General features: G+C 73.0%; 30 protein-coding genes, 1 tRNA gene and 1 pseudogene. 19 read left to right on the top strand and 13 right to left on the bottom strand.

What is annotated here, in order from left to right:
* Window positions 1-122: 122 nt before the first annotated feature.
* Complete coding sequence (locus ABZ783_RS13910; RefSeq protein WP_357437371.1) at window positions 123-437, top strand: hypothetical protein; 315 nt, start codon at window positions 123-125, stop codon at window positions 435-437.
* 220 nt (window positions 438-657) lie between these two features.
* Complete coding sequence (locus ABZ783_RS13915; protein WP_357437373.1) at window positions 658-819, top strand: hypothetical protein; 162 nt, start codon at window positions 658-660, stop codon at window positions 817-819.
* Between the two features lie 52 nt (window positions 820-871).
* Here the strand turns inward: ABZ783_RS13915 and ABZ783_RS13920 are convergent, their stop codons facing one another.
* Complete coding sequence (locus ABZ783_RS13920; protein ID WP_357437375.1) at window positions 872-1,369, bottom strand: flagellar biosynthesis protein FlgA; 498 nt, start codon at window positions 1,367-1,369, stop codon at window positions 872-874.
* Window positions 1,370-1,663: 294 nt separating this feature from the next.
* On the opposite strand from ABZ783_RS13920, the gene ABZ783_RS13925 reads away from it, so the two are divergent.
* On the top strand, window positions 1,664-1,822 hold the full coding sequence (locus ABZ783_RS13925) for a hypothetical protein (RefSeq protein ID WP_357437919.1): 159 nt from the start codon (window positions 1,664-1,666) through the stop codon (window positions 1,820-1,822).
* Between the two features lie 14 nt (window positions 1,823-1,836).
* On the opposite strand, the pseudogene ABZ783_RS13930 reads toward ABZ783_RS13925, so the two are convergent.
* Both ABZ783_RS13930 and ABZ783_RS13935 read right to left on the bottom strand, forming a co-directional pair.
* A pseudogene (locus tag ABZ783_RS13930) lies at window positions 1,837-2,043 on the bottom strand (FmdB family zinc ribbon protein); the annotation flags it as partial.
* A gap of 31 nt (window positions 2,044-2,074) precedes the next feature.
* The gene (locus ABZ783_RS13935; protein WP_357437378.1) at window positions 2,075-2,704 is read right to left on the bottom strand and encodes a 5-formyltetrahydrofolate cyclo-ligase; all 630 of its coding nucleotides are present in this window, start codon (window positions 2,702-2,704) and stop codon (window positions 2,075-2,077) included.
* Between the two features lie 83 nt (window positions 2,705-2,787).
* Between ABZ783_RS13935 and ABZ783_RS13940 the strand changes: the two genes are divergently transcribed.
* From ABZ783_RS13940 to ABZ783_RS13970, 7 genes are all read left to right on the top strand, one after another.
* The gene (locus ABZ783_RS13940; protein WP_357437381.1) at window positions 2,788-5,001 is read left to right on the top strand and encodes a diguanylate cyclase; all 2,214 of its coding nucleotides are present in this window, start codon (window positions 2,788-2,790) and stop codon (window positions 4,999-5,001) included.
* A 9-nt stretch (window positions 5,002-5,010) separates the two neighbouring features.
* Window positions 5,011-6,003 carry a UTP--glucose-1-phosphate uridylyltransferase gene (locus tag ABZ783_RS13945; RefSeq protein WP_357437384.1) on the top strand — a complete coding sequence of 331 codons (993 nt, stop codon included), beginning with the start codon at window positions 5,011-5,013 and terminating at the stop codon, window positions 6,001-6,003.
* Complete coding sequence (gene glp, locus ABZ783_RS13950) at window positions 6,000-7,313, top strand: gephyrin-like molybdotransferase Glp (protein ID WP_357437387.1); 1,314 nt, start codon at window positions 6,000-6,002, stop codon at window positions 7,311-7,313. The genes ABZ783_RS13945 and glp overlap by 4 nt, the downstream gene beginning before the upstream one ends.
* Window positions 7,314-7,365: 52 nt before the next feature.
* Window positions 7,366-8,010: a GNAT family protein gene (locus tag ABZ783_RS13955; protein WP_357437389.1), complete on the top strand. Its 645-nt coding sequence runs from the start codon at window positions 7,366-7,368 to the stop codon at window positions 8,008-8,010.
* A gap of 180 nt (window positions 8,011-8,190) precedes the next feature.
* On the top strand, window positions 8,191-8,985 hold the full coding sequence (locus tag ABZ783_RS13960; RefSeq protein ID WP_357437887.1) for a hypothetical protein: 795 nt from the start codon (window positions 8,191-8,193) through the stop codon (window positions 8,983-8,985).
* A 224-nt stretch (window positions 8,986-9,209) separates the two neighbouring features.
* A complete protein-coding gene (locus ABZ783_RS13965; RefSeq protein ID WP_357437392.1) occupies window positions 9,210-9,767 on the top strand; it encodes a dihydrofolate reductase family protein in 558 nt (185 codons plus the stop codon).
* A 178-nt stretch (window positions 9,768-9,945) separates the two neighbouring features.
* A tRNA-Ala gene (locus ABZ783_RS13970) sits at window positions 9,946-10,019 on the top strand.
* A gap of 227 nt (window positions 10,020-10,246) precedes the next feature.
* Here the strand turns inward: ABZ783_RS13970 and ABZ783_RS13975 are convergent.
* Window positions 10,247-10,462 carry a GntR family transcriptional regulator gene (locus ABZ783_RS13975; RefSeq protein WP_357437396.1) on the bottom strand — a complete coding sequence of 72 codons (216 nt, stop codon included), beginning with the start codon at window positions 10,460-10,462 and terminating at the stop codon, window positions 10,247-10,249.
* Window positions 10,463-10,641: 179 nt separating this feature from the next.
* Between ABZ783_RS13975 and ABZ783_RS13980 the strand changes: the two genes are divergently transcribed.
* The 5 genes from ABZ783_RS13980 to ABZ783_RS14000 all read left to right on the top strand — a co-directional run bounded on the left by ABZ783_RS13980 (window position 10,642) and on the right by ABZ783_RS14000 (window position 12,867).
* Window positions 10,642-11,082, top strand: a complete 441-nt coding sequence (locus tag ABZ783_RS13980; RefSeq protein ID WP_357437398.1) for a hypothetical protein — start codon at window positions 10,642-10,644, stop codon at window positions 11,080-11,082.
* The gene (locus ABZ783_RS13985; RefSeq protein ID WP_357437400.1) at window positions 11,079-11,297 is read left to right on the top strand and encodes a hypothetical protein; all 219 of its coding nucleotides are present in this window, start codon (window positions 11,079-11,081) and stop codon (window positions 11,295-11,297) included. The genes ABZ783_RS13980 and ABZ783_RS13985 overlap by 4 nt, the downstream gene beginning before the upstream one ends.
* Window positions 11,294-11,467, top strand: coding sequence for a hypothetical protein (locus ABZ783_RS13990; RefSeq protein ID WP_357437402.1), 174 nt, complete (start codon window positions 11,294-11,296; stop codon window positions 11,465-11,467). Before ABZ783_RS13985 ends, ABZ783_RS13990 begins: the two co-directional genes overlap by 4 nt.
* An 87-nt stretch (window positions 11,468-11,554) precedes the next feature.
* Complete coding sequence (locus ABZ783_RS13995; RefSeq protein ID WP_357437405.1) at window positions 11,555-12,097, top strand: DUF4396 domain-containing protein; 543 nt, start codon at window positions 11,555-11,557, stop codon at window positions 12,095-12,097.
* Between the two features lie 131 nt (window positions 12,098-12,228).
* Window positions 12,229-12,867 (top strand): GNAT family N-acetyltransferase, encoded by a 639-nt coding sequence (locus tag ABZ783_RS14000; RefSeq protein WP_357437408.1) that lies wholly within the window; start codon window positions 12,229-12,231, stop codon window positions 12,865-12,867.
* Here the strand turns inward: ABZ783_RS14000 and ABZ783_RS14005 are convergent.
* Window positions 12,833-13,771, bottom strand: a complete 939-nt coding sequence (locus tag ABZ783_RS14005) for an aminoglycoside phosphotransferase family protein (protein ID WP_357437411.1) — start codon at window positions 13,769-13,771, stop codon at window positions 12,833-12,835. The genes ABZ783_RS14000 and ABZ783_RS14005 overlap by 35 nt on opposite strands.
* 40 nt (window positions 13,772-13,811) lie before the next feature.
* On the bottom strand, window positions 13,812-14,453 hold the full coding sequence (locus ABZ783_RS14010) for a hypothetical protein (protein WP_357437414.1): 642 nt from the start codon (window positions 14,451-14,453) through the stop codon (window positions 13,812-13,814).
* A 986-nt stretch (window positions 14,454-15,439) separates the two neighbouring features.
* Between ABZ783_RS14010 and ABZ783_RS14015 the strand changes: the two genes are divergently transcribed.
* Together ABZ783_RS14015 and ABZ783_RS14020 are read left to right on the top strand one after the other, a co-directional pair.
* Window positions 15,440-15,622: a hypothetical protein gene (locus ABZ783_RS14015; RefSeq protein WP_357437417.1), complete on the top strand. Its 183-nt coding sequence runs from the start codon at window positions 15,440-15,442 to the stop codon at window positions 15,620-15,622.
* 91 nt (window positions 15,623-15,713) lie between these two features.
* Complete coding sequence (locus ABZ783_RS14020) at window positions 15,714-16,358, top strand: hypothetical protein (RefSeq protein ID WP_357437419.1); 645 nt, start codon at window positions 15,714-15,716, stop codon at window positions 16,356-16,358.
* A 167-nt stretch (window positions 16,359-16,525) separates the two neighbouring features.
* Here the strand turns inward: ABZ783_RS14020 and ABZ783_RS14025 are convergent, their stop codons facing one another.
* The 3 genes from ABZ783_RS14025 to ABZ783_RS14035 are packed head-to-tail and all read right to left on the bottom strand — an operon-like array spanning window position 16,526 to window position 18,261.
* Complete coding sequence (locus ABZ783_RS14025; RefSeq protein WP_357437421.1) at window positions 16,526-16,807, bottom strand: GNAT family N-acetyltransferase; 282 nt, start codon at window positions 16,805-16,807, stop codon at window positions 16,526-16,528.
* Complete coding sequence (locus ABZ783_RS14030; RefSeq protein ID WP_357437424.1) at window positions 16,774-17,319, bottom strand: hypothetical protein; 546 nt, start codon at window positions 17,317-17,319, stop codon at window positions 16,774-16,776. The genes ABZ783_RS14025 and ABZ783_RS14030 overlap by 34 nt, the downstream gene beginning before the upstream one ends.
* A 54-nt stretch (window positions 17,320-17,373) precedes the next feature.
* Entirely contained in the window at window positions 17,374-18,261 is an 888-nt protein-coding gene (locus tag ABZ783_RS14035) for a LysR family transcriptional regulator (RefSeq protein WP_357437427.1), read from the bottom strand.
* 70 nt (window positions 18,262-18,331) lie between these two features.
* Between ABZ783_RS14035 and ABZ783_RS14040 the strand changes: the two genes are divergently transcribed.
* Complete coding sequence (locus ABZ783_RS14040) at window positions 18,332-19,210, top strand: dihydrodipicolinate synthase family protein (RefSeq protein ID WP_357437430.1); 879 nt, start codon at window positions 18,332-18,334, stop codon at window positions 19,208-19,210.
* A 168-nt stretch (window positions 19,211-19,378) separates the two neighbouring features.
* On the opposite strand, the gene ABZ783_RS14045 is transcribed toward ABZ783_RS14040, so the two are convergent.
* The gene (locus ABZ783_RS14045) at window positions 19,379-20,413 is read right to left on the bottom strand and encodes a DUF4352 domain-containing protein (protein WP_357437433.1); all 1,035 of its coding nucleotides are present in this window, start codon (window positions 20,411-20,413) and stop codon (window positions 19,379-19,381) included.
* 75 nt (window positions 20,414-20,488) lie between these two features.
* Window positions 20,489-21,145 carry a 4'-phosphopantetheinyl transferase superfamily protein gene (locus ABZ783_RS14050; RefSeq protein WP_357437436.1) on the bottom strand — a complete coding sequence of 219 codons (657 nt, stop codon included), beginning with the start codon at window positions 21,143-21,145 and terminating at the stop codon, window positions 20,489-20,491.
* A 189-nt stretch (window positions 21,146-21,334) separates the two neighbouring features.
* Between ABZ783_RS14050 and ABZ783_RS14055 the strand changes: the two genes are divergently transcribed.
* Entirely contained in the window at window positions 21,335-21,604 is a 270-nt protein-coding gene (locus ABZ783_RS14055) for a hypothetical protein (protein WP_357437439.1), read from the top strand.
* 54 nt (window positions 21,605-21,658) lie between these two features.
* Here the strand turns inward: ABZ783_RS14055 and ABZ783_RS14060 are convergent, their stop codons facing one another.
* A complete protein-coding gene (locus ABZ783_RS14060) occupies window positions 21,659-22,432 on the bottom strand; it encodes a peptidase (protein WP_357437442.1) in 774 nt (257 codons plus the stop codon).
* Window positions 22,433-22,434: 2 nt separating this feature from the next.
* Window positions 22,435-23,712: a VWA domain-containing protein gene (locus tag ABZ783_RS14065; protein WP_357437444.1), complete on the bottom strand. Its 1,278-nt coding sequence runs from the start codon at window positions 23,710-23,712 to the stop codon at window positions 22,435-22,437.
* Window positions 23,713-23,764: the final 52 nt, after the last annotated feature.

Genomic DNA, 23,764 nt, shown 5'->3' on the forward strand with positions numbered 1-23,764 from the left:
CGGGTCAGAAGATCACCCGCGAGCAGAGCAGGCACATGAGGATCACCAGCACGACCCCGGCGACCGTCCCGATGCCGTAGGTGAGTCGCTGGGCCTGCTGCTCCCCCTGATCCATGGCGGCCATGTCCTGGGGAGGCAGCCGCCGGGGCGGCGGGGGCTGCACGTGCACCGGGGGTCGCCAGCCGGGCGGGGGTGGCGTGGTCGGCGGCGGGCCCGGGTATCCGCCGGCCGGCGCGTTGCTCGCGGGCCGGCCACCTGCACCTGGCTGGCCGCTGCTGCCGGCCGGCGCCGGGCCTGTTTCGCCGGTCGCGGCCGGCCTGGACCACGGACTTGCCGACGCGCCGGACCAGGGACTGTCGTCCGGGCTCGCGCCGGTCAACTCGGGGGTGCCCGCCCCGGCGGACGGCCCGGAACTCGACGCCGGCTCGCCGGACTGACCGCCGTTGACCTCGCCAACTGTTTGGTCCGGTGTCGGGCGTCGCCAGAACTCGTCCTCGGGGCTGCCACCGCTCGGCGTCGTCACGCCGTCCGACGCTACCAACGCCCCGGCCGCTCGGCCCGCCGGACGCGACGGGCGAGCCACGCCCGGGTGGTGCGCGGGCTGGTCGAGCCGTGCCGATTTCGCCGGTATCCTTGCCGCTCGTGGAGGATCCCGGGATGCGTGGCGCGCGGGGCGACGACGACCGTGTGGTCGACCTCAGCGACGACTTCGTGGTGCTGCCCGAGCAGACCACCGACGACACGGACCGTGGCTGGGGCGAGCGGCCCAGCGGCAACGACGACTGGCTGCTGGCCGAGCGGCCGCCGCACTGGGGCTGACCGGCCTCTTCGAGGACCGGCGCCGTGACGTCCGGCACGGGTTGCCGACCGGTCATCCGCGTACCACCACCGCGAAGCGGCTGCCCTCGGGCACGCCGACGGCCTGCTGCGCCTGCTCCGGGCGGAGCGCCAGGTAGAGCGCGGAGGAGCCGTCGACCGACCCGGCACCGACCACGTCGAGCACCAGCGCCCGCGGCGCGAGGAGGGTCGCCTCCCTGCCGGCCCCATCGGCGGGTACGACCAGCAGGTCCACCCGGGCACCCGGGCGGAGCACGGCGAGGGCGGCCGGCTCGGCCAGCCGGACCGGTACGCCGACCGACCCGCTGGGCAGGGGCAGCGCGACGCTCGGCGGCCTTGCGGCAGGGCTCGCGGGACTCACGGCCGGGGTGGGGCCGGCCGGGGCGGTGCCGGGCGGACAGCCGGCGGGTGTCTGGAGGACCGCGGCGGCCAGGCCGAGCAGCACCGCGACCAGCGCCACCCGGAGCAGGGTCCGGCCGCGCGGCAGCCCACGCCAGCGCACCGGCTGCAGTGATCCCTCGCCCGTCGCCACCCGCGCCCCTCCCACCCGCACGACACCCGATCAGATGCCAGCAGGCTAGGAACTCGATGTGCGCAGCGGCCGTCTCCGCAGGCCGCCCTGTGGAAAACCCACCCGCCTGTGGATAACCCCCAAACCCGGCCCGGCTCTGCTAGCGCCCGGCCGAGCCACCACCCACCCCGGCGGCCTCAGTCACGAAAGAGTGGCCATTCCCGCAGGAACAGCCACTCTTTCGGGGAACTTGCGGATCTTGGGTCCGCGGCGCCCCCACGCGAGGGCGCCTCGGGTCAGGAGGAGGAAGAAGAGGTGCTCGCGGCCGGGGTCTTGGCGGACGAGCCGTTGCTCGAGCCGTTCGACGTGCTCGACGAGCTGGTCGAGCTGCTGGACGACGACTCGGACGTGGCCGGCTTGCTCGTGCTGCTCGTGCTGCTGTCGGAACCCGACGAGCGCGAGTCGGTGCGGTAGAAGCCGGAGCCCTTGAACACGATGCCGACCGAGTTGAAGAGCTTGCGCAGCTGCCCCTCACACGCCGGGCACTCGGTCAGCGGCTCGTCAGAGAAGGACTGCACCGCCTCGAGCTGGTGGCCGCACGCGGTGCAGGCGTACTGGTACGTGGGCACGTTCTCCTCCGGATCTTGGCACGGTCGGTTGGCACTCGACGCTTCCGAGTGCCAATGGTGCGTCATCGGCGAGGATTCGTCCAGCGGAAGTGTGCCGTCAGACAACCGTCGCCCGGGCCAGGGTACGCAGGCCGTCGGTGGGGGTGATCACGGCGCGGACCGGTCGGTCGTGCGGCTGCGCGGGCAGCGCCTCGACCAGCTCACCGTCGTGCAGCAGCGCCACGGTCAGGGTGTCCGCCGGCACCCGGGCGAGCGCCCGGTCGTACGAGCCGCCACCCCGGCCCAGCCGGATCCCCCGGCGGTCCACCGCCAGAGCCGGGACGATCACCAGCGCGGCCTCGGCCACCGCGTCCGGGCCGCGGCGGGGCCCGGCCGGCTCCCGCAGGCCCCGCCCGGCGGCCCGCAGCGACCCCGGGTCGGTGTAGCTGGCCCAGTCCAGGTCCAGGTCGTCGCGGAGCACCGGGAGCAGCAGCTCCGCCTCGGGCGGCAGCGCCGCGCGCAGCACCGCCGGCAGATCGCTCCCGCCCGGCTCCGAGCCGACCGGCACGTAGGCGGTCATCCAGGCCGGGCGGAGCCGGCGTACCAGGGAGGTCAGCTCGGCCTGGACGCGCGCCGCCGCTGCCGCCCGCGCCGGCGCCGGCAGCGACCGGCGGTGGGCGAGCAGGGTGACCCGCAACTCCCGCTTCGCAGCATGCGTCGCATCCACTTCATCCGAAAATTCCGGCACGCAACACTCCTGACGCAACGCTTGTCTCCCCGTCGCTCTGTGTCAGCATCGCAGCAAGGGGCGCAGAACTTCCGGGAGGAAGCTTGACGCTACGCGGGCGGTTGACGGCGGCCTTCCTCGCGGTGGTGCTCGGCCCCGTCCTGCTCGGCGCCTTCTTCGTCGGGGCCACGATGGCAGCGGTCGATGACAGCCGGGCCACCGAGCGGCTGGGCCTGGCCGCCGCCGGGGTGCGTACCTCGGTGGACGCCCTCTGCCAGCAGTTGCGCGCCGCGGCCGACGCGGTCGCGCTGGTCACCGACCCCGCCGCCCGCCACCGCGCGGCCGACCAGGTGGTGGGCCGCGGCCTGGCCGCCGCCGTGCTGACCATCGACAGCGCTGGCACGACCAACTACGCCACCCCCGGCGGCCCGGCGCGGCCCTGGCAGGAGTGCTCCAGCGACCCGCCCGCCACCGGTCCGGTCCGCGCCCTCGCCGCCGAGGTTCAGCTCCGTGACCCGGCCGGCGCCGACCTGGGCACGGTCACCGCCGCGCAGTCCGTCGACCCGGCCTTCGTCGCGCGGCTCGCCGCGGTGACCGGGGTCGCGGTCACCCTCCTCGACGACCCCGCCGGCACCGACCCGGTCACCCTCACCACCGAGACCCGGGAGGTACGCGCCGCGGTGCTCGCCGCCGCCCGCACGGTCGACGGGGACCGGGTCACGGAGACCGTCGACGGGCGGTACGTGCGCCGGGTCGGCCCGTCCCCCGGGCAGCCGCTGCCGCTGGTGCTCTCGGTGCCCGCGGAGCGCCCCCCGGGCCTGCACGTCGCCCTGGTCGGCGCGGTGGTGCTGGCCGCCCTGCTGGCCGTGCTGGCCGCCTGGCGGCTGGCCCGGGTGACCACGCGGCCCCTGATGGAGCTGGCCGGCGCGGTCGATCGGGTGGCGCACGGCGACCTGACCGCCCGGGTGCCGGTACGCAGCCGGGACGAGATCGGGCGGCTGGCCGGCGCGTTCAACCGGATGACCCGGGAGACCGGCAGCTACGTGGCTGCCCTGACCAGCAGCCGGGACCAGTTGCGCGGGCACCTGGCGGTGCTCGGCGACACCCTGGCCAGCACCCACGACCTGCAACGCATCCTGCGGGTGATCCTGCACAGCGCGATCGCCGCGACCGGCGCCAGGGCCGGTGCGGTGCTGCTGCTCGACGGCGACGGCGTGCTCGTCGGCCAGTGCGTCGAGGGGCTGGACGGGCGCCGGCCCGGCGACGACGGGTCCGACCCGGCGACGCTGCGGGTGCCGGCCGGCACGGGGGTGGTCGGCACGGTGGCCGCGACCGGGGAGCCGCTGTGCGGCCGGTGGGAGCCGGCGGACCCGCCAACCGGGGAACCGACCTGCGAGACGTACATCGCGGTGCCCTTCGCCGCGCCGGGGGCGGCGGAGCTGGCCGGGCGCGGCGACCCGGACCGGCCCGGGCACCCGCCGGCCGACGACGACGCGACTCCGGCGGGTTCCGGCGCGCTCGGCGTGCTGGCACTCTACGACCGGCTGGGGGCCGAGGAGTTCGCCGACGACGACCTGGTGACCCTGCGGACCTTCGCGGCCCACGCGGCGGTGGCGGTGGAGAACGTCCGGGTGCACGAGGAGACCCAGCGGCTCTCCCTGACCGACCCGCTCACCGGGTTGTGGAACTACCGCTACCTGCGCGAGTCGATCCGGCGGGAGGTGGAACGGGCCAACCGGTTCGGCCGGATGCTCAGCGTCCTCGCGCTCGACCTGGACCGGTTCAAGGACGTCAACGACACCTGGGGGCACGCCGCCGGGGACGCCGTCCTGGTGGAGTTCGCCCGCCGGGTACGCGGCGAGATCCGCGAGGTGGACCTGGCGTTCCGGCAGGGCGGCGAGGAGTTCGTGGTGCTGCTGCCGGAGACGGACGCCCGGGGCGCGACGATCGTCGCCGAGCGGCTCGGCGCGGTGGTCCGGGACCAGCCGGTGCCGGTGGACGGGCACGGCGGCGAGCCGGTCCGGGTGGCGGTGACCGTCTCCATCGGCATCGCCGTCTACCCCGACCACGCCGCCGGCGGGCAGCAGGTGCTCGACGCCGCCGACGACGCCCTCTACGCGGCCAAGGCGGCCGGCCGGGACGGCTACCGGCTGGCCCAGCCGCCCGACCCGCCACCCACCCGGGAGATCCCCGTGGTGGTCGCCACGGTCAGCCCGCCCGACGGACTGCCCCGGGCCGGCACCCCGGACACCTCCGGCGGAGGGCAGGGCGGCGCGTCTTCCGGTCCTCACCCGCCGCGGCAGAGCCGTGGCCGATAGTCTCGCGACATGTCGGAGCACTCAGCGAACCCCTCAGCGGCCGCGACCGGTCGCCCCCGTGCGGTCAAGGCCGTGATCCCGGCGGCCGGCCTGGCCACCCGGTTCCTGCCGGCCACCAAGGCGGTCCCGAAGGAGCTGCTGCCGGTCGTGGACCGGCCGGTGTTGCAGTACATCGTCGAGGAGGCCACCCAGGCCGGGCTCAACGACGTCCTGCTGATCACCGGGCGCGGCAAGACCGCCATGGTGGACCACTTCGACCGCCGGCCCGACCTGGAGGAGCGGCTGGCGAACAAGCCCGAGCTGCTGGCCGCCGTCAAGCGCACCGAGGACCTGGCCGAGATCTACACCTGCCGGCAGCCCGAGCAGCTCGGCCTCGGTCACGCCGTCGGATACGCCGAGTCCCACGTCGGCGACCAGCCCTTCGCGGTGCTGCTCGGCGACGAGTTCGTCAAGATGGACGAGCCGCTGCTGCCGGCCATGCTGGAGCTTCAGGCCCGCACCGGCGGCATCGTGCTGGCGTTCTTCGAGGTCGACCCGGCCGAGACCAAGCGGTACGGCATCGCCTCGGTCGAGCCGGCCGAGCCGGAGTACAACGACATCGCCGACATCGTCAGGGTCACCGGCATGGTGGAGAAGCCCAAGCCGGAGGACGCCCCGAGCAACCTCGCCGTCCTCGGCCGGTACGTGCTCCCGGGGCGGATCTTCGACGCGATCCGGCGTACCGAGCCGGGCAGTGGCGGGGAGATCCAGCTGACCGACGCGATGGAGATCCTGCGCACCGAGGGGGTGCCGGTGCACGCCATCGTCTACCGGGGCACCCGCTACGACACCGGCATGCCGCTCGGCTATCTCCAGACCGTCGTCCAGATCGCCGCCGAGCGGGAGGACCTGGGCGCCGAGTTCCGCAAGTGGCTGGCCGAGTTCGTCAACCAGGGCGACGAGACCGTCACCTCGGCGATCCTGGACCGGGTGCGCGACGCGTCGGGCGGTCCCAATACATGACCGCGACGGCCGACGCCGAGGCGGCCGCGAACGAGCTGACGCCGCTCGCCGACTACCTGGGCAGCGTGCTGCGCAGGTTACGCGCGCTGCCTCCGCTCGACCTCGACCTCACCCAGGCCTACGGCAACGTCCTCGCCGAGGATGTCGTCGCGCCGCACTCGTTCCCCGCCTTCGACCAGGCGGCGGTGGACGGGTACGCCGCGCGCTGGGAGGACATCTCCGGAGGAAGCCGGGGGCCGGGCTACGTCCCGGCCCCCTCCGGTACGCGTGGTGGGCGCAGCATCCGCCTGAACGTGGTCGGCGACCTGGGCGCGGCGAGCTGGCGGCCGGTCCGGCTGACCCCCGGCTCGTGTTTCTCGGTGGCGGCCGGTGCGCCGCTGCCCATCGGCGCCGACGTGGTGGTCCCGGTGGAGTGGACCGACCAGGGCATGGCCGCCGTGGAGATCTTCCGCGCCCCCAAGCGCGGGTACGGCGTCCGCCGCGCCGGTGAGGAACTCCCCGCCGGCACTCTGCTCGCCCGCGCCGGCACGTACGTCTCGCCGGCCCTGGTCGCCGTCTTCGCCGCCACCGGCATCGGGCACGTGGTGGTCCGGCCCAGCCCGCGGGTGGTCATCGTGGCCACCGGCGACGAACTGGTCGACGTCGGCCGGGGCAGCCAGCCCGGCCAGGTGGTGGATACCAACTCGCACGCGCTGACCGCCGCCGCGGCCGAGGCGGGCGCGCTCGCGTACCGGGTGGGGATCTGCGACGACGACCCGGAAGGGCTGCGCGGCCTGCTGGAGGACCAGACCCTGCGGGCCGACCTGATCATCACCACCGGCGGCACCGGCACCGGCCCCGGCGACATGGTCCGCCGGATCATGTCCCGCCGCGAGGGCGGCCGCGCCGGACCGGTGACCTTCACAGAGGTGGCCCTCTATCCCGGAACGGCCCTCGGATTCGGTACGGTCGGCGCCGAGGAGGTGCCGGTGGTCTGTCTTCCCGGTGAGCCCGGCGCGGCGCTGATCGGCTTCGAGGTGCTGGCCCGCCCGGCCATCCAGCTGCTCGCCGGCGCCGAGCCGGTGTTCCGGCCCAGCGTCCGGGCCCACCTGCTGGAGACGGTCTCGTCCCCGGGTGGGCTGCGCGAATTCCGCCCCGCCCACGTGGCCGAGCGGCGCGGCGGCGGCTACACGGTCCAGCCGCTGGCCGGCGGGCCGTTCACCCTCTCCGGCCTGGCCGAGGCGAACGGCCTGCTGGTCCTCGGCGAGCGGGTCACCACCGCCGCCGCGGGCTCCACGGTGGACGTCCTCCTGCTGGATCGCCGTAGGTGAGCGCGAGGAGTGAGCTTGCGAGCCCCGCGATCGCGAGCGCAAGGCTAGCCCGGTGAGCCTGTTTCGGCGGTCGCCCGGGTGGCCGGCGGTGCTGGTGGACGGTCCGGTGGTGCTGCGGCCCTACCGGCGTTCCGACGCGACCGCCTGGTCGGAGATCCGGCGCGCCAACCGGGCCTGGCTGTCCCCGTGGGAGTCCCACCTGCCGGGAAGCTGGGACGAGATGAACTCGCCGGCCGCGTTCCGCCTGGTCCATGCCGACCAGCGCCGTTCGGCGCGGATCGGCGAGGGCATGCCGTTCGCGGTCTGCCTGCGCGAGGACGGGCAGGAGCGGCTGGTCGGCCACCTCAACGTGGGCAGCATCGTACGCCGCGCGTTCTGCTCCGGCTACGTCGGCTACTGGGTGGACTCCCGGGTGGCCGGTCGCGGCGTGATCCCCACGGCGGTGGCGCTGGCCGTGGACCACGCGTTCGGGCCCGGCGGGCTGCACCGGATCGAGGTGAACATCCGGCCGGAGAACCGGCCGTCCCGGCGGGTGGTGGAGAAGCTGGGCTTCCGCGAGGAGGCGTACCACGTCCGCTACATGCACATCGACGGCGCCTGGCGGGACCACATCGGATACGCGATGACCAGCGAGGAAGTGGCGGCCGAGGGTGGGCTGCTGGTCCGCTGGCACCGCGTACGTGACAGCCGCGGGTGAAGCGTCCCACCCGGCGCGCCCGGCGCGGCGCACGGTCAACTCGGTCGGCGGCCCGTAACCTCAAGTAACTGCAAGCTGTGGGCAAGCGCGGCGGGCCTCGCACGATCTGCGTCGTGAACGACGTACGGCGGAACAAGGTGCGGTCGAGTGGCGCTCGCCTCGAATCTGGTGACGGGAGGGGTGAGGGTGCCGACCTCGGTGCTCCTCGCCGTCCTCGCCGCCGCCGGCCTGCTCGCCCTCGCGCCGGCGCTGGTCCGTCGGTACGACGCCACCGAGCGGTTGGTGGCGGAGCGGGCGCAGTCGACGGCGCGGGTGCTCCAGCGCCGCCGGCGGCAGCGCACCGTGCCCGGGCGGCGGCCCATCCACCCGCCCCGACACCTCGTCGTCACACTCAGTGAGAATGCCGACACGGGGAGTCTGACCAAGCCGGTCTCCGCGCCGCCCGCTCCGCGCCGGTCGAGCCGGCTCCGGTCGGTGCCGCCCGCCCCGGCGAAGTCCCGCCGGCGGCACCCCCCGAAGCGTCGCCGGCACACCCCGGCGATCTACCGCCGGCGCCGGGTGCTGGCCGCGCTGCTGCTGCTCAACTTCGTCGAGCTGATCGGCGTGGTGGCGGTCGGCCCCGGGTTCTGGATCAGCTTCTCGGTGACCGGCACCCTGCTCGTGACGTACGTCGTACACCTGCGGAAGCTCGCCCTGGCCGACCAGCGGCGGCGGCGCCGGGAGGCCCGGGAGGCGGCCTGGCTGGCCGCCCGCCAGGCCGAGGTGCGCCGCGAGCAGGCGAGGCGCGCCGCGGCCCGCCGGGAGGCGCAGCGGCGCCTGGCCGCCCAGCGCGAGGCGGTCCGGCGTACGGCGATGGGGCTGGACCGACCGACGGACCTGCCGCCGGCGGCCAGCGGCGGCTCGGTCTCCTACCGCCGGGCGGGCGGCCTCCGGGGCCGCGCCTACGAGGCCGGCCGCGGCTCGCACAGCGCCTGATCCCCTTCGGCCCCCACCTCGGGGGCGATGGTCGGCCCCACTTCGGGGGCGATGTTTGCCCCACTTCGGGGACGTTGCGGTATCCGGGTGGCCGGGACACCGCAACTTCCCCGACCTGGAGCGGAAAATCTTGGACCGGGTTGTCGAATCCGGCGGGGGTCGTCCGACGGGATGGTGAAGGCCGGCACAGGGCCGGCTGCCACCGACGCACAGGAGCGCCCATCATGGCCAAGATCGTGTCGAACTTCTTCATCTCGCTGGACGGCGTCGTGGAGCGGCCCGACCAGTGGCACTTCCCCTACTTCGACGACGACATGGGTGCCGCCGTCAGCCGTGGGGTGGATCAGGCGAGGGCGTTCCTGATGGGGCGCCGGCAGTACCAGGAGTGGGCGGAATACTGGCCGAACCACTCCGGCGACGGCTTCGACGCCGACTTCGCGAACTTCATCAACTCGGTGCCGAAGTACGTGCTGTCCAACACCCTCACCGAGGCGACCTGGCAGAACTCGACCCTGCTGTCGGGCGACTCGTCGCAGGTCGCCGCCCGGCTGCGGGAGGTCAAGGAGCAGACCGACGGGGAGATCGCCATGTCGGGCAGCCCCACCACCGTCCGATGGCTGCTGGCCAACGGGCTGCTGGACGAGTTGCGGCTGCTGGTCCACCCGATCGCCGTGGGACGCGGGCAGCGGCTGTTCGAGGAGACGCCGACGTACCCGTTGCGGCTGCTGAGCCAGGAGACGTTCAAGAGCGGAGTGCTGAACCTGGCATACGCCCCGGCCTAGCTCGCCGGTCGCGGCCGGCATGGAGATCTTGGTAGGTTTCGGCCCCTCTGAGGGCCTCTTCCTGCCAAGATCTCCTCGTCCCGTGGGGCGATTCGCACCGGGGGCCGGTGACCTGTTAGCCTTGTCGCCGGCCCGCCCGGTGCAAGCCGGGTGGGACCGACGCTGGTACGCCAGCGGAGGGGCTGTGGCGCAGACCGGTAGCGCACCTCGTTCGCATCGAGGGGGTCAGGGGTTCAAATCCCCTCAGCTCCACCCCAGATCAAAGGCCGTTTCCCGTAGTGGGAGACGGCCTTTTCCAATCTTGCGCAGGATTTGGTTGCAGGGGACCTGCTCCGGCTCACATGGAGAGCTGGGCGTACAAGTCGAGGGCGTTGCGGACGAACCTGGCACCCATCCGTTCCGCCACTGGACCATCCAAGCTCTGGGTAGCTAGATTGGACGAGGGTAGGTGCTCCCCTCCCGTGATGCGGGATGGTGAGCTACTCGGCGACGAAGACGCCCACACCTGGCAGGGTTTCGGTCATCCCCTTGATCCGTAGGACCTGCATGGCTCGGTCGATCACCGGCTCGGTGACCCCGTAATGCTCGATCAGTTCTCGCCGGCTGGGCAGCTTGGAACCGGGCGGGAACTCCCCTGACGCGATGCGTCCGGCGAGGTCATCGGCGATCTGCTCGTAGCGGTAACGCGGTGGCACTGGGTTCCCCTCGGTTGGCAACACGAGTAGACCACCTATGCCAGCCCTTGACTACCCAACGGTACCTATGGGAGGTTGCCGAGGAGGTCGATTCCCTCGGTTGGCGCTGTTGGGTCGTCCTCGCCGGCGTGGATGTTCGACGCATCCCCTTGATCGGGCATCCACGCCTCCGGACAGCTGTGGCACGAGGAGGAAGCAGTGCGGCAAGCGCGGCGGGCTCTCGACTCAGTCAGCACCGGTGGGCCGATGAAGCGCGTCTCGTATGCGGAGTACCTCCTGGCGGTCGCGCTCACTTTCGCTCGGCGGCACCGGCCGGTCTGGTGCTGGCGGCGCTGGCGGCGGGTCTGCCGGTGTGGCGCCGACCTGCCCTGCCGTGCCCGCCACCGCATCCCGATCCGGCGCGACCACTGGCCGAGCGAGCCGGTCGAGTCGACAGGAGCGGACGAGTGAGCCAGGAGCAGCGCATCCTCGGCGTACATCGGCGTGGGCCGGACGGGATGTGCACAGGGTGCCGGGTGTGGTGGGCGCTGCTGCTGCCGTACCCGTGCTGGCAGGTGGAGTGGGCGACGAGCCGGCAGGCCCGGACGCGGACCGCGCGCTTCCTGGGCGATGGGCGGTGACCACACACGGGCCGGTGTTGCCGATCTGGATCTGCGGCGGCTGCGGCGGGCCGTGGCCGTGCGGGACGCGGCGGCGGGAGCTGAGGGCGGAGTACGCGGACGCGCCGGTGTCACTGGCGCTGTATCTGGGGGCGCAGTTGGTGCGCGCCTCCGCGGATCTGCACTGGGTGCCGGCTGGCGCGCTCCACCGCCGGTTCCTCGGTTGGCTGCGGTGAGCATCCTGCGGGCCGGGGACGAGAAGTTTCACTACAGCGACGGCTCGCACCGGTGGATCCCGCCGGACCCGGACTACGAACAGGAGGTCTGGGACGAGCAGGTACGCCAGCACAAGCATCAGCATCTGCGGAACGAGCGACCCAAGGTGCGGCTGCGGCGCCTCGTCTGACGACAGCAGTCAGGCCGAGTGGCGGCGCACACCTTGATGCCCATACCCCCTAGGGGTATGGTGAGGTCGACTCAGGGAGGTGCGGACATGGATCTTCACAATCACCAGCAGCACGACCCGGCGGGCGTGAGCCCCGCGGTGACAGCGGGCCACCCACACGCTCACCACGGCCAGCGCGAGAAGACGACTGCGACGTGGGCGATGGCGGCGGCGGCGACGCTGCACTGCCTCACCGGCTGCGCGATCGGTGAGGTGCTCGGCATGGTCATCGGCACCAGCCTGGGACTGCACAACGCCGCCACCGTGGTGCTGTCGATCGCCTTGGCTTTCGTGTTCGGTTACGGGCTGACCATGCGTGGGGTGCTGCGCGCCGGGGTCGGCGTTCGTACCGCGCTGAAGGTCGCCCTGGCCGCCGACACGATCTCCATCGCCGTGATGGAGTTGCTGGACAACGCGTTCATGGTGGCCGTGCCCGGCGCCATGGATGCCGGCCTGACCAGCCTGCTGTTCTGGACCGCGCTGGCCGCGTCACTGCTGGTCGCGTTCCTGCTCACCACCCCGATCAACCGGTGGTTGATCTCGCGGGGCAAGGGCCACGCCGTGGTGCACCACTACCACCACGCCCACTGACCGCTACCCCAAAGGCGGCCGGGCGTCGCCGCGCTCGTGGCGCCCGGCCGGAATCGGCGTCTGCACGGGTGCCGTCATCGTGGCGGGGATGGCCGAGAGCGGCCGGGGTCTGGAAGCATCATCCGGGTCAGGTGGTCGCGATTGACGTCGCCGGTTGGGCAGCGCTGCTGTTGATCGGCACCAGGGCTGCAACTCCAGAAGGGCTGGCCAGCATGAACGGCTCACTCTTGGTGCGTGAGGCCACGCTCGCGGATCTCGACGTCGTCGTAGCTGTGCACAGCCAGGCCCGCGCCGCCTACTACGGTGCCGGAGGCATCGCGCTCGACGTCATCAGGGATCCGGCCGTCGAGCAGCAGCAGCGGTCGGGGTGGACCACATCGCTGCAGTCGTCGGAGAAGCGGGTGCTGTGCGCGGTCACTGACGATCAGGTCGTGGGTACCGCTGCCATGGGCCCTCCGCTGTCATCCGACGTGGACGCGCGGGCAGTGGGCCAGCTCTACCAGATCCACGTGGTCCCCAACAGGTGGCGCAGTGGCATCGGGAGCGCCTTGCACTCTGCCTTCGTGATTTTTCTGGCGGACGCATCTCTTCGCACTGGCTTGCTCGAAGTCTGGGAGCGCAACACGCGGGCCCGGGCCTTTTATGCGAAGCATGGCTGGAAGCCTGATGGGCAGCGCCGAGCCGGCGGCCCGGACAATTCCGATTACCTCTACTTCCGGCTTGAGGCAGAACCCTCTACGGTGACCAGTCGGACCACAGCGCCTCGGTGATGTCCGGCCGGTTGAGCGCCGCCGCGCACCAGGCGAAATGCCCGTCCTTTCCCTCCGCGTCGTAGGAGTTGCTGGTCAGCAGCGCGTAGATCGCGCGATAGACGAGCAGCTCGTGAGGGGTGTGGCCGAACAGCCGGCACAGGGTCTCGACCCATTCGTCGTCCAGGCTGCGGGCGGCCGGCCCGTACATGTCGAAGACGCCCGCGGCGATGCTCGCCTCGAAGGCCGGGTCCGCCTCGGTGGACAGGAAGCCCCAGTCGAGCAGGGCCGCCGGCTCGCCGGCCGGCGTGACCAGGACGTTTGCCGGTACCAGATCGCCGTGGATGGTGATGGTGCGGGACGGACGGAGGCCGTCGATCAGGTGGCGGACGCGGGCGACCTTCTCGTCGAACCGGTCGACGGCGTCCCGCAGGTAGGGGTGGGAATTGGCGACCCGTCGGTCCACGAGGGCGCGTAGCGCAGCGGCCCAGGTGTCGTGGCCGTGCCACATCGACGCGGGCTCGTCGAGTACGGTCAGCCGGCGGGCCTTCTCGCTGCCCGTCGTCTCCGCTAGCGCCGTGACCACCGCCAGCATGCAGGTGGCCGCTGTGTCGACCGAGACGGCACCCGCCCCCACGGCCTCCCTCAGGTTGCGGCCGGCCAGCTCCCGCTCGATGGTCACCCCGCGGCCGTGCAGCTCGTCCACGTCGACCATCCGGGGTACGGCGAAGGGGAGGCCCTGCGACCCGAGGTGCTCGTAGAAGTCTTTGATGACCAGCAACTCGGCCGGCTGTCGGCGGAACCACAGCTTGCCGACGTGCCCGTCGCCGAGGGCGAAAACGACCCCTTCCATGCCCTCGCCGAGCAGGTCGAACCGGCGGTAGCCCAGCTTCGCGACGTGGTCCTTCAGCTGGTCGGTCGTCATGGGCGGCAACTCTGACCTCGACAGGTGATCGTCATGCGACTCAACGCGGGAGTTGTTCGCACATTCCATTGAATGCGAACTGCCAGGGCGTGGCTGCCATTCTGGAGGTGACCTGACGGGTCGTTCCGTCCTCGGTGCGGACCGATATCACGACCGGGACCGGTTCGTTCGGCACTCTGGCCGTGCAATTTAGCGTCAGCCGCACGCTGAAGGATTGTGCCCCTGGCCGCACCACATCGGGTCTGACCGAGGAGAGGCCGAGGTCGCCCTTCGACGCGCGAATGTCGGTGACCTCCACCGGCAAGGGGCCGTGGTTCACCACGATCACCGATGATTCCGCCCGGACCTGAGAACCCTCGCGCTCGCCGCCCGCCACCTCGTTCTTCCCGAGCACCAGCACCGCGGCAGCCGACTCATCCGCCAGGCGTTGTTGCCGCGCCTGCCACTGGTAGGTGCCGACGCCAGCCACGGCTCCCGCGCCGGCAAGCAGCGCCAGGACCAGTGGCAGCGGGACATGCGCCGATCGGAAGCTGTGCCAGGGGTGCCGTAGCCGGTCCTGGCGGGAAAGCGGAGGCTGCGCCTGCCTGGACGGCGCGTCCAGGTCGATCACGGGCGCGTCGCCCGTGCCGGGCGGCTGGCCGGCCGACCCAGACACCTGCTGCCCGCCCGTCTCCTCGCGCACGATGCGCACGCTACCGGTGTCCGGCAATCTTCGCGGTCCCGGTCGCGGATGCCCGCTATCCCTGGCTGCAATGCCGGGCGATTGCGGGCGGGGTCGGTGAGCTGCCGGCCGGCTAGGCCGCGCAGAGTTGGCGGTGCAGGGTGAGGCCGCTGACGGGTACGGCGGTGGGATGGCGGTGGGATTGGGCCGCCCGGACGGGGGCGGCCGCCGCGGAGGAATTCCGCTGCTATGAACTCAAGCGGCGCTCCAGCGCAGCCGGCCGTCCTTGGCCGACCTCTGGCACCGCATCAGCCTGCCCTTGTCGGTGAGCCCGTAAGCGCCCTCGGGACTGCAGAACGCGCCGGAACGGACGCCGACTTGAATTGGTGGCGTCGTCGGCTTGGTCGTGCGGGACGTGCTGGGGGTCGGCGTCGGCGCCGGTTTGGGGCTGCTCCGCGTCGGCTTCGGCGTCGGGCTGGGCTTGCTGGTCGTAGCCCTGGGGCTCGGCGACCTGGTGGTGGCCGTCGGGCTCGGCGACTCGGTCGTGGGCGCGGCGCTCAGCGAGTCGGACACAGCAGGGTCAACCATGGCCTGCTCGGCCGAAGCGGACGGCTTCGTGGCTGGCTTGTCGTCGCCGGGACTGCCGATGGTGGCCAGGCCGCCACCGCAGCAGCACAGCAGGGCCAGCCCGAGGAAGCCCAAGGCGACCTTCTGCCCGGAGGTGACGCGTCGCTTCGGCCCGTTGTCAGGAACGGCCTCGGTCGGACCTGGGGCCGCTAGCCAGCCCTGCTGCTCGTTCCCGCCAGCAGCCGGATGCTGCGCCGTCGGGTCAGGCGGGATTGCCTCGAACTGGGCGGTTGGCGCCTGGTAGGGCGGGGGCGGCGGCAGTTGCCGGTACCCGGGGTCCTGCGGGGGTTGGTGCGTCACCGACTCAGTGTGCTTGCGGACGAAACAATCGGCAGCGGCCGATCGGACAGCATCTGCGTTCGCGCTCCGACCGGAGCGGCATGCCGGCCAGCCGGCTGCGCGTCGCGGTGGGCCTGACTCAGGCCGGGCGCGATGCGGAGTTCACGCTCCACGGCTACACCTTCACCGACCATGCCTGTCTGGAGACGGTGCTGACCGACGTGGCGGGCGACGATCCGGCCTGGTTGTTCGCGGCCTGGCGATCGGTGACCCGGTCTGAATGACGAAAGAGGCCGTCCCCTAACGGGAACGGCCTCCGTAAACGAAACCGGACTCTGCACAGCTCAGGCGGCACGCCAGCGCAGCCGGCTGTCCGTGGCCGACGTCTTGCACTGCATCAGTTTTCCGGTGCTGGTATACCCGTATGCGCCGGCTGGCTTGCAGAAAGCGCCGGGATGGACGCCCTTCTGGGTTGATGACGTCGTCGGCTTGGTGGTGCGCGGGGCGCTGGTGGTGCGCTTCGGCGTCGGCTTGGGGCTGCTCCGCGTCGGTTTCGGCGCCGGGCTCGGCCGGCTGGTCGTGGCCGTGGGACTCGGCGATCCGGTCGTGGGCGCCACGCTCGGCGACTCGGTCGAGGGCAGGGGGCTTTCCGGCTGGGAGACGGCGGGCTCGGCCAGCGCTCGCGCCGCTGCTGCCGACTCCTTGGCGGCCGGCTTGTCGTCACCGGAGCTGCCGACGGCGGCGAGGCCGCCACCGCAGCAGCAGAGCAGGACCAGTCCCAGGACGCCACCGGCGATCTTCTGCCCACGGGTGACGCGTCGCTTCGGACCGTTGCCAGGAGCGCCGTTGACGCCAACCGGAACCGTTGCCCAGCCGTGCACCTCGTGCCGGCCGGCAGCCGAGGTCTGCGCCGTCGGGCGCGGCGGAACCGGTCCGAACTGGGCGGTCGGCTGCCACGGTGAGGGAGGCGGCGGCGGGGGAGGCGGCACCGGTTGCCAGGGGTCCTGCGGGGGCTGGTAGGTCACCCCTCTCAGTGTGCTTGCGGCCTCAATTATTGCCAGAGGCTAATCGGACACCACCTGTGTCGGCGCTTCGGCGCCGGGTGATATCCGGATTGCCAGATGAGCTGACCGACCGTGGGAGTGCCGGTCGGGCAGCGGGAGGAACGATCGGCAGGCCGAGCCGATCTACGACGGCTTCCAGCCGAGCAGGCGTTCGTCGTGCTGGAAGCCCAGGCGCTCGTAGAAGCGCACCGCCCGGTCACTCGCGTGGACGGTCACGTGCTCCAGCGCCAACCCGCCCGCCTCGGCCAGCACGGCCTCCAGCAGCGCCGCACCGATCCCGCTGTCGCGCAGCTCAGGCACCACGTACACCGACTGGACATCGCCGCTGCGCCGATGTCGCCGCGCCGGAGTGGGTACCCGGTCGGCCACCATCAGCCAGGCCATACCCACCGCCTCATCGTCCACTTCGGCGAGGAACGGCCGGTGGGCCGACAGATGATCGGCGATCCAGGCGGAGAACGCCGCCAGGAACGCCCGTACGAGCAGTGGTACCGCTCCCTGGTCCGTTCCGCTCCCAGCGCCCGTGCGAATAGAGAGCCTTTGGTCGCGCTGACCACGCATTCGTCGCCGCCGACGGAACACGACAGCGGAACCAGCACGTCCTCCTCCGCCAGGCCGGCCACGTCGGTGGCGAACTCGGTGACCGCCAACTGCATCCCGCCGCAGGTGCCCAGCAGGGGGATGCCGGCCCGGCGGGCGATGCCGGCGGCGGCCGTGATCCCGGTCTCGCTCTGGTAGGGACTGCCAGTCAGCCACACCCCGTCGAAGCCCGCCAGGGACTCGTCGACCCTGGTGGTCGGGATCCAGGTTGCCTCGACGTCCGGCCCGAGCCCGGCGATGGCGCGGGCGACCGGAGCCTGTCCCGCGGCATCGAGCAGGTGATCTCCGACCAGCGCGAGACGAGCGGGGGAAGCCATTCGGCAATCATGCTCGAATCGGACGCACCCACTGCCCCGCCGGCCGCCTGTTCGTCACGTGTGCCTGACGGCCCGCAGTGCCGCGACGCAGGCAGCCACCGCGGGGTGGCCGCCCGCGCCCCTCCGGTACGCGACCCGGGTGCGTCGTTTGATGGCGAGGGGTACGAGGCGGACCCCGGCGGGCGGTTGCCCGACGGCGAGCTGGGGCACCAGCCCGACGCCCTGGCCGGCGGCCACCAGGGCGAGCATGGCGGCGAAGTCGTCGGCGTGGTGGCGCACGGTCGGGTGGAAGCCGGCCAGCTCGCAGGCGTGCAGGGCAAGCGAGTGGCACAGCGTTCCCTGGCTACCCACGATCCACTCCGCGTCGCGCACCGAGTGCATCGGGTCGCCGTCCGGGTCGCGGTCCATTTCGGCCGGTAGGGCGAGGAACACCAGCTCGTCGAGGAGCGGCGCCGAATCCAGCGCCGGGTCCGGCTCGACCGGCACGATGTCGTAGTCGTGCAGGAGGGCCACGTCGAGGCGGCGGTCGCGCAGCGCGTCGGGCACGGCGACCGGGTCCAGCTCGGTGACCATCAGGTCGAGCGCGGGATGGTCGCGGGCCAGCGCGACCAGGGCCGGCAGCAGCAGAGTACGCACGGCGCTCGGATACGCGCCGATGCGTACCGTGCCGGAGAGCCCGCCGCGGGCGGCAGCGAGGGTGGCGTCGGCCGCCTCGAGAGCGGCGAGGACAACCTCGGTGTGCCGGACCAGCGCCTCGCCGGTCGGGGTGAGGTTGACCCGGCGGCCGGCGCGTTCCAGCAGCTGGACGCCGGTCTCCCGTTGCAGCGTGGCGAGCTGCTGGGAGACGGCCGACGGCGTGTAGGTGTGCGCCTCCGCGACGGCGGCGATCGTGCCGAGCCGGGCCAGGTCACGCAGCAGGCGCAGGCGGCGGACGTCGAGCATAAGCTCAGCTTACGTATCCGTTGAGTAACCGGAACTGGTTCTTCACTGTCCACGGTCGCACGCTGGAGGCATGAGACCGACGGGACTGTACGTACCGCTGATCACGCCGTTCGACGAGCGAGGCGCCGTCGCCGTCGACGTGCTGACCGCCCTCGCCCACGAGGTGCTGGCAGCCGGGGCCGCCGGCCTCGTCGCCCTGGGCACCACCGGCGAGCCGCACGCGCTCGATGACGCCGAACGGCGTCGCGTGGTCGACGCCGTCGCCGCGGTCTGCCGGGAGCGCCCGGCCGGCCTCCTCGTCGGCGCGCACACCATCGACGCGCTGCGGGCGCTCGCCGAACGGCCCGAGGTCACGGCGGCGCTCTGCCTGGTGCCACCGTTCCTGCGGCCCGGCGAGGAGGCCGTGCTCGCCCACCTCGCCCGGCTGGCCGAGGCGTCCCCGCTGCCGCTGGTCGTCTACCACGTCCCGTACCGCACCGGGCAGCAGCTCTCCGCCGGCGTGCTGCACCGGCTGGCCGGACTGCCCGGGGTGGTGGGGATCAAGCATGCGGTCGGCGGCATCGACGCGGACACCGTCGCCTTCCTCGCCGACGTACCGCCGGGCTGCGCGGTGCTCGGCGGCGAGGACGCGTACATCTCGCCGTTGCTCGCCCTCGGCGGACACGGCGGCATCCTCGCCTCGGCGCACGTCGCCACCGCCGACTACGCCGCGCTGATCGCGGCCTGGCAGGCCGGGGACGTCGCCCGCGCCCGGCCGCTCGGCCACCGGCTCGCCACCCTCTCGGCGGCGCTCTTCGCCGAACCCAACCCGTCGGTGATCAAGGCGGTACTGCACGCCCGAGGACGCATCCCGACGCCGGCGGTCCGCCCGCCGCTGCTGCCGGCGACGCCGGCGGCCACGGCGCGGGCCCTGCGGTGCGTGGACGAGCTGACCGGGGTGCCGGCGTGACCGCGATCGACGGCACCGGCGCTGGTCCGGGCCCTGGTGCGCCGGATTGCCGACGAGGCGGCGGTCGTGCTCAGCGGGCTGGCTCCCGCCCGGCTGGACGTGCCGCGGGGGGACGGCGACGGGGGCCGGTCCCAGGATGGGACCGGCCCCCGTGCGGGGCGTCGCGGCTTAGGGCTTCCAGGAGCCGGCCGTCTCCAGCCGGTGCTCGTACTCCAGGGTGCCGTTCTTGTCCTTGACGTCGAAGACGAGCTGGCCGGTGCGCTTGCTGCCGCTCGCCAGGTCGTTGCCCGAGCCGAGCAGCTTGCCGCACCCGGAGAGCGCCCCCGCCACGCCGTTCGCCTCGCTGCCGTCGGCGCCGATCCACTTGAAGTAGAACGGGTTGATCGAGCCGGTGCCCTTGGTGACCTCGGCGGTCACGTCGGCGATCAGGTACATGCCGTTCTTCGGCCCCGGCATGTACGCCTGGCAGGCCTTGTCCTTGGTCCGGAAGTTGCTGACAGTGATCTCGACCGTGCCGTCGTCGTCGTTGATGATCAGTGTGTCGCCCGGCTTCATGTTGAACGTCTCGCCGTCGGTCTGCCCGGCCTCCGGCGTCGGCTCCGACCCACGCGTGGGCGCGTCGTAGGACACCGCCGGGGTGGGCAGGCTCTCGACCGCGTCCTGGGCCTTCTTGGCGCCGCTGTAGATCGCGAAGATGCCGCCGCCGCAGCAGAGCAGCAACAGGACCGCCGCGATGATGCCGACGATGATCCAGACGTTCTTGTTGGACTTCTTGGCCGGCGGCGCGCCGAACGGCTGGCCGGGCGCCGGCGGGTACGCCCCACCCGCCGGGTAGGCCCCACCCGGCGGGTACGGCGTCCCGGAGCCCGGCGGCTGCGGCGGGTAGGGCGTCCCGGAGGTCGGCGGGTACGGCGGTTGCGGCGTGCCGGCGACCGGCGGGAACGGCGTGGTCGGCGGCTGCGGGGCGGCCGGCGGCGGGTACGGTGCCCCCGACATCGGCGGCTGTGGTGCCCCGGAGACGGGCGGCTGCGGTGCTCCGGAGACCGGCGGCTGTTGTGCCCACGGGCTGTCCGGCGCGGGCGGGGGCGCGTACGGGCTGTCCGGCACCGGCGGCATCGGCGCGGTGGGGAACGGCTGGGTCGGCGGTTCCGGGGGCTGCTGGTTCGGGTCGTGCGGCCCGAACGGAGGCTGAGGGTGGCTCACCGGTCTCCTTGGCGCCTTCGAAGCTCTTCAGTCGGGAAGACGGTACAAGCCGCCGCCAAGCTGTCCGTCAGGACGTCACCGGGGTCCCAGGACGGCGGCGCTGCGGACCAGTTCGGCGTCCACCGCGAACCGGCCGGTGACCGATGCCGGTGGATCGGTGGCCGGGGCCGCGGCGAGCCGCGCCGGGGCGATCCGGGCGGTGAACGTCCTGGCCTCGGGGTCGATCGTGACCCGGGCGTCGTGGAAGTCCAGCCAGGTCCCGACGACCGGGTGCCAGACCTTGTAGACGGTCTCCTTGATGCTGAACAGCACGGTCGGCCAGGGGACGCCGGCCGGCAGCCGGGCCAGGTCGGCCTCCTCCTCGGGCAGGCAGATCGCCCGGCGTACCCCCGGGTTGAGCTCCCGGTGGCGCTCGGCGTCCATGCCCACCGAGCGGACCTCGGTGGCCCGGGCGGCGGCCGCCGCGCAGTAACCCCGGGTGTGGGTGATGGTGCCGACCACCCCGGCCGGCCACACCGGGGACCGGTCGGGTGCCGACGGGACCGGGGCGGCCGGCAGCCCGAGTCCGGCCAGGGCCCGGCGGGCGCACATCCGGCCGGCGGTGAAGTCCCGGCGCCGGCTCTCCACCGCGTGGTCGCTGAGGCAGGCCGACTCGGCGGGGAGCAGTGTGCCGGACCAGTCCCCGGGGCCGGCCACGGCCACCGCGACCGCCGGTGGCAGGAGGTCACGCATCGTTCGCCCCCGATGCGCGTTGGCACAGGTAGGGAGGGACTTCTGCCCCCTCGGGGAAGTTGACGGCGGCCATGGACGGTGAACGTACCGCAACGATGTAACGCCGGAGCGTCCCGGGACGCTGTAGGGGAGTCAACGGGGCGGGGAACCTCTCAGGAGCAAATACGTCCACATGGGAAGGAACAGCCGATGACGCCTGGTGCGGAGGCGTCGGGACCACAGCCGGACGAGCACACGCCGGTGACCCCCGACTGGACTTGCAACTCCTGCGGCGACGACTGGCCGTGCACCACCAAGCGGAGCCGGCTGCTGGCCGAATACCGGGTGGACCGCGCCTCGTTGACCGTCTATCTCGGCTCCTGCCTGGCCGCCGCCACGCGGGACCTGCGGGCCGTGCCGGTGTCGTCGCTTCAGGACCGGTTCATCGGCTGGGTGCCGCGGAGCCCGCGCACCACCTGACCGTCGCCTCCGGTAGCCGCCGCGTTCGGGTCCGCGGCGGCCACCGGGTGCGGGTCAGGGTCGGCGGGGTCGCCGGGTGAGCGCGAAGCCGACCACGCCCGCCACGGCGGCGAGCACGCCACCGGCGGTGGTCCAGACCCAGCGCGAGCCGGCCTCGGGGAGCCAACCGGTGAGGCTGAGCTCCTCCTCGGCGACCGGCTCGGGTGTCGGCTCGGCGGTGAGCAGCGTCCCGGCCCGGGTGTTGGGCACCAGCGGTGCCGCCAACTTCCCGTCGTCGCCGGACGTGCCGCCATCGCCGTCGACGCTGATCAGCAGGTCCACGTCGATCGGCAGGCCCAGGTCGGGCTCGGGCAGCTCGGTCACGGAGAGCCGGACGTAGTAGGTGCCCGGCAGCGGGTCGCCGGACCACGGCTCGGCCCAGGGCCGGACCCGGCGCAGCGTGCAGCCGAGGGTGACGCCGGTCGCGGTCGCGTCGGCGGTCGGGGTCTGCGCGCCGGCCGTGCAGGCCTGCCTGCGGCGCAGCCCGTCGAAGACCTCGACGGTCCAGGTGGACGGGCCGGTGCGGCCCTTCGGGAAGGCGACGTTGGCGCCGATCTCGTGGGTCTGCCCGGCCTCCGCGCGGAACGACCAGTAGAGGTGGTCGCCGGTCGACGCGCCGACCTGGACCGGCTGGCCGGCGGCGATGGCGGTGGCGGTCAGGAACGAGGTGCCGGCCTTGGTGACCGTGGCGGCGCCCGGCGACGGGGTGGGCTCGGCCGAGGCGGCGGCCGGGGTGAGGGTCAGCCCGATGGCGGCCAGCGCCGCCGCGGAGCGGATCAGGGTACGCATCCTCAGTTCTCCCTCCAGGTGGCGACCCACCAGCGGGTGAGCAGCCCGGCGACCAGCCCGGTGACCAGCCCGGCCAGGGTGAGCAGGAGCAGCAGTGTCCAGCCGCGGCCGAGGTCCGGCCCGTCCGGGGCGGGGGACGCGGCGACCACGTCGACGTTCAGCTCCACCGGCATGCCGGGGGTGACCTGGGTGCCGGGGCGTGCGGCGAAGGAGTTGCTGACCACGAGGCACACCGTCTCGGCGGTCTGCGTACCGCTGGGGCTCGGGGTGGGGGTGTCCTCGGCCGCGGACCAGCGCAGGCCGGTGGAGATCACGTCGGTCCGTCCGCTGCCGGCGTCCACGCCCCGGACGAGTTCCCGTCCGTCCGGGGCGGTGGCCCGCAGCAGTACGCCGTAGTCGGGGTTGACCGGCCGGTCCAGTGCGACGCTGACCGAGGCTCGCAGTTCCTGGCCGGGACGCACCGGCACCCGGTACCAGCGGTGCTCGGAGAACGCCTCCCGGTCGGTGTAGACGCCGGGGCCGAGCAGCGGCGCGTTGGCACACTCGGCCGACCCGCCGACCACCGTCGGGGTGGCGGTGTAGGTGTCCCGGGCCCGGTCCACGAGCTGCTTGATCCGGCCGGTCAGTTCGTCCGCGCTCTGCGCCGCCGTGTAGGTGCCGCCGGTCGCGCCGGCGATGCAGAGCAGCTGCCGGCGTACCTTCTCGTCGGGGGCGAGGCCGAGGGTGTCGACGACCAGCTTGGTGCCTTGGGCGGCCAGCTCGCGGGCCACCTCGCAGGGGTCGGGCGGGGCGCAGGTGTCCTCGCCGTCGGTGATCAGCACGATCCGGCGGGCGGTGCTGCCGGTGCCGAGGTCCTGCGCGGCGGAGCGGAGCGCCAGCCCGACCGGGGTGAAGCCGGTCGGCCGGAGGGTGGCCACGGCCGCCTTGGCCTGCGTACGGTCCACCGGGCCGACCGGCACGATCTGTTGGGTGTCCAGGCAGCCCTGCTTCTTGTCCTTGCCCCGGTAGGTGGCCCCGAGCACCCGGATGCCGAGCTGGGTCTCGTCCGGCAGCGCGTCCACGACTTCGTTGAACGCCTGCTGGGCGACCGAGATCCGGCTGCGCCCGTCGATGTCGCGGGCCCGCATCGAGCCGCTGACGTCGAGGACCAGCTCGACCTTGGGCGGCTCGGCGGGGGTTTCGGGGGTGTCGTCGCCGGCCCGGGCGGGCGCCGGACCGATCAGCGCGGTCGTCGCAAGCAGTCCAATGAGGACAGCTGCCGATCTGCTCTTGTTGATCACCGGCCGAAGTGTAGTGAGATCCACTTTGGATGATCATCCGGGTGGTGGCACC

Source organism: Micromonospora sp. NPDC047738, from assembly GCF_040642675.1.
GTDB lineage: Bacteria > Actinomycetota > Actinomycetes > Mycobacteriales > Micromonosporaceae > Micromonospora.

Bases quoted from the DNA above. Each gene is read 5' to 3' on its own strand.
- ABZ783_RS14040 (WP_357437430.1), top strand. From the start codon at position 18,332: ATGAGACCGACGGGACTGTACGTACCGCTGATCACGCCGTTCGACGAG.
- glp (WP_357437387.1), top strand. From the start codon at position 6,000: ATGACCGCGACGGCCGACGCCGAGGCGGCCGCGAACGAGCTGACGCCG.
- ABZ783_RS14005 (WP_357437411.1), bottom strand. From the start codon at position 13,771: ATGACGACCGACCAGCTGAAGGACCACGTCGCGAAGCTGGGCTACCGC.
- ABZ783_RS14050 (WP_357437436.1), bottom strand. From the start codon at position 21,145: ATGCGTGACCTCCTGCCACCGGCGGTCGCGGTGGCCGTGGCCGGCCCC.
- ABZ783_RS13910 (WP_357437371.1), top strand. From the start codon at position 123: ATGTCCTGGGGAGGCAGCCGCCGGGGCGGCGGGGGCTGCACGTGCACC.
- ABZ783_RS13915 (WP_357437373.1), top strand. From the start codon at position 658: ATGCGTGGCGCGCGGGGCGACGACGACCGTGTGGTCGACCTCAGCGAC.
- ABZ783_RS14035 (WP_357437427.1), bottom strand. From the start codon at position 18,261: ATGCTCGACGTCCGCCGCCTGCGCCTGCTGCGTGACCTGGCCCGGCTC.
- ABZ783_RS14015 (WP_357437417.1), top strand. From the start codon at position 15,440: ATGCCGGCCAGCCGGCTGCGCGTCGCGGTGGGCCTGACTCAGGCCGGG.
- ABZ783_RS14060 (WP_357437442.1), bottom strand. From the start codon at position 22,432: ATGCGTACCCTGATCCGCTCCGCGGCGGCGCTGGCCGCCATCGGGCTG.
- ABZ783_RS13945 (WP_357437384.1), top strand. From the start codon at position 5,011: ATGTCGGAGCACTCAGCGAACCCCTCAGCGGCCGCGACCGGTCGCCCC.
- ABZ783_RS13995 (WP_357437405.1), top strand. From the start codon at position 11,555: ATGGATCTTCACAATCACCAGCAGCACGACCCGGCGGGCGTGAGCCCC.
- ABZ783_RS14055 (WP_357437439.1), top strand. From the start codon at position 21,335: ATGACGCCTGGTGCGGAGGCGTCGGGACCACAGCCGGACGAGCACACG.
- ABZ783_RS13965 (WP_357437392.1), top strand. From the start codon at position 9,210: ATGGCCAAGATCGTGTCGAACTTCTTCATCTCGCTGGACGGCGTCGTG.
- ABZ783_RS14030 (WP_357437424.1), bottom strand. From the start codon at position 17,319: ATGGCTTCCCCCGCTCGTCTCGCGCTGGTCGGAGATCACCTGCTCGAT.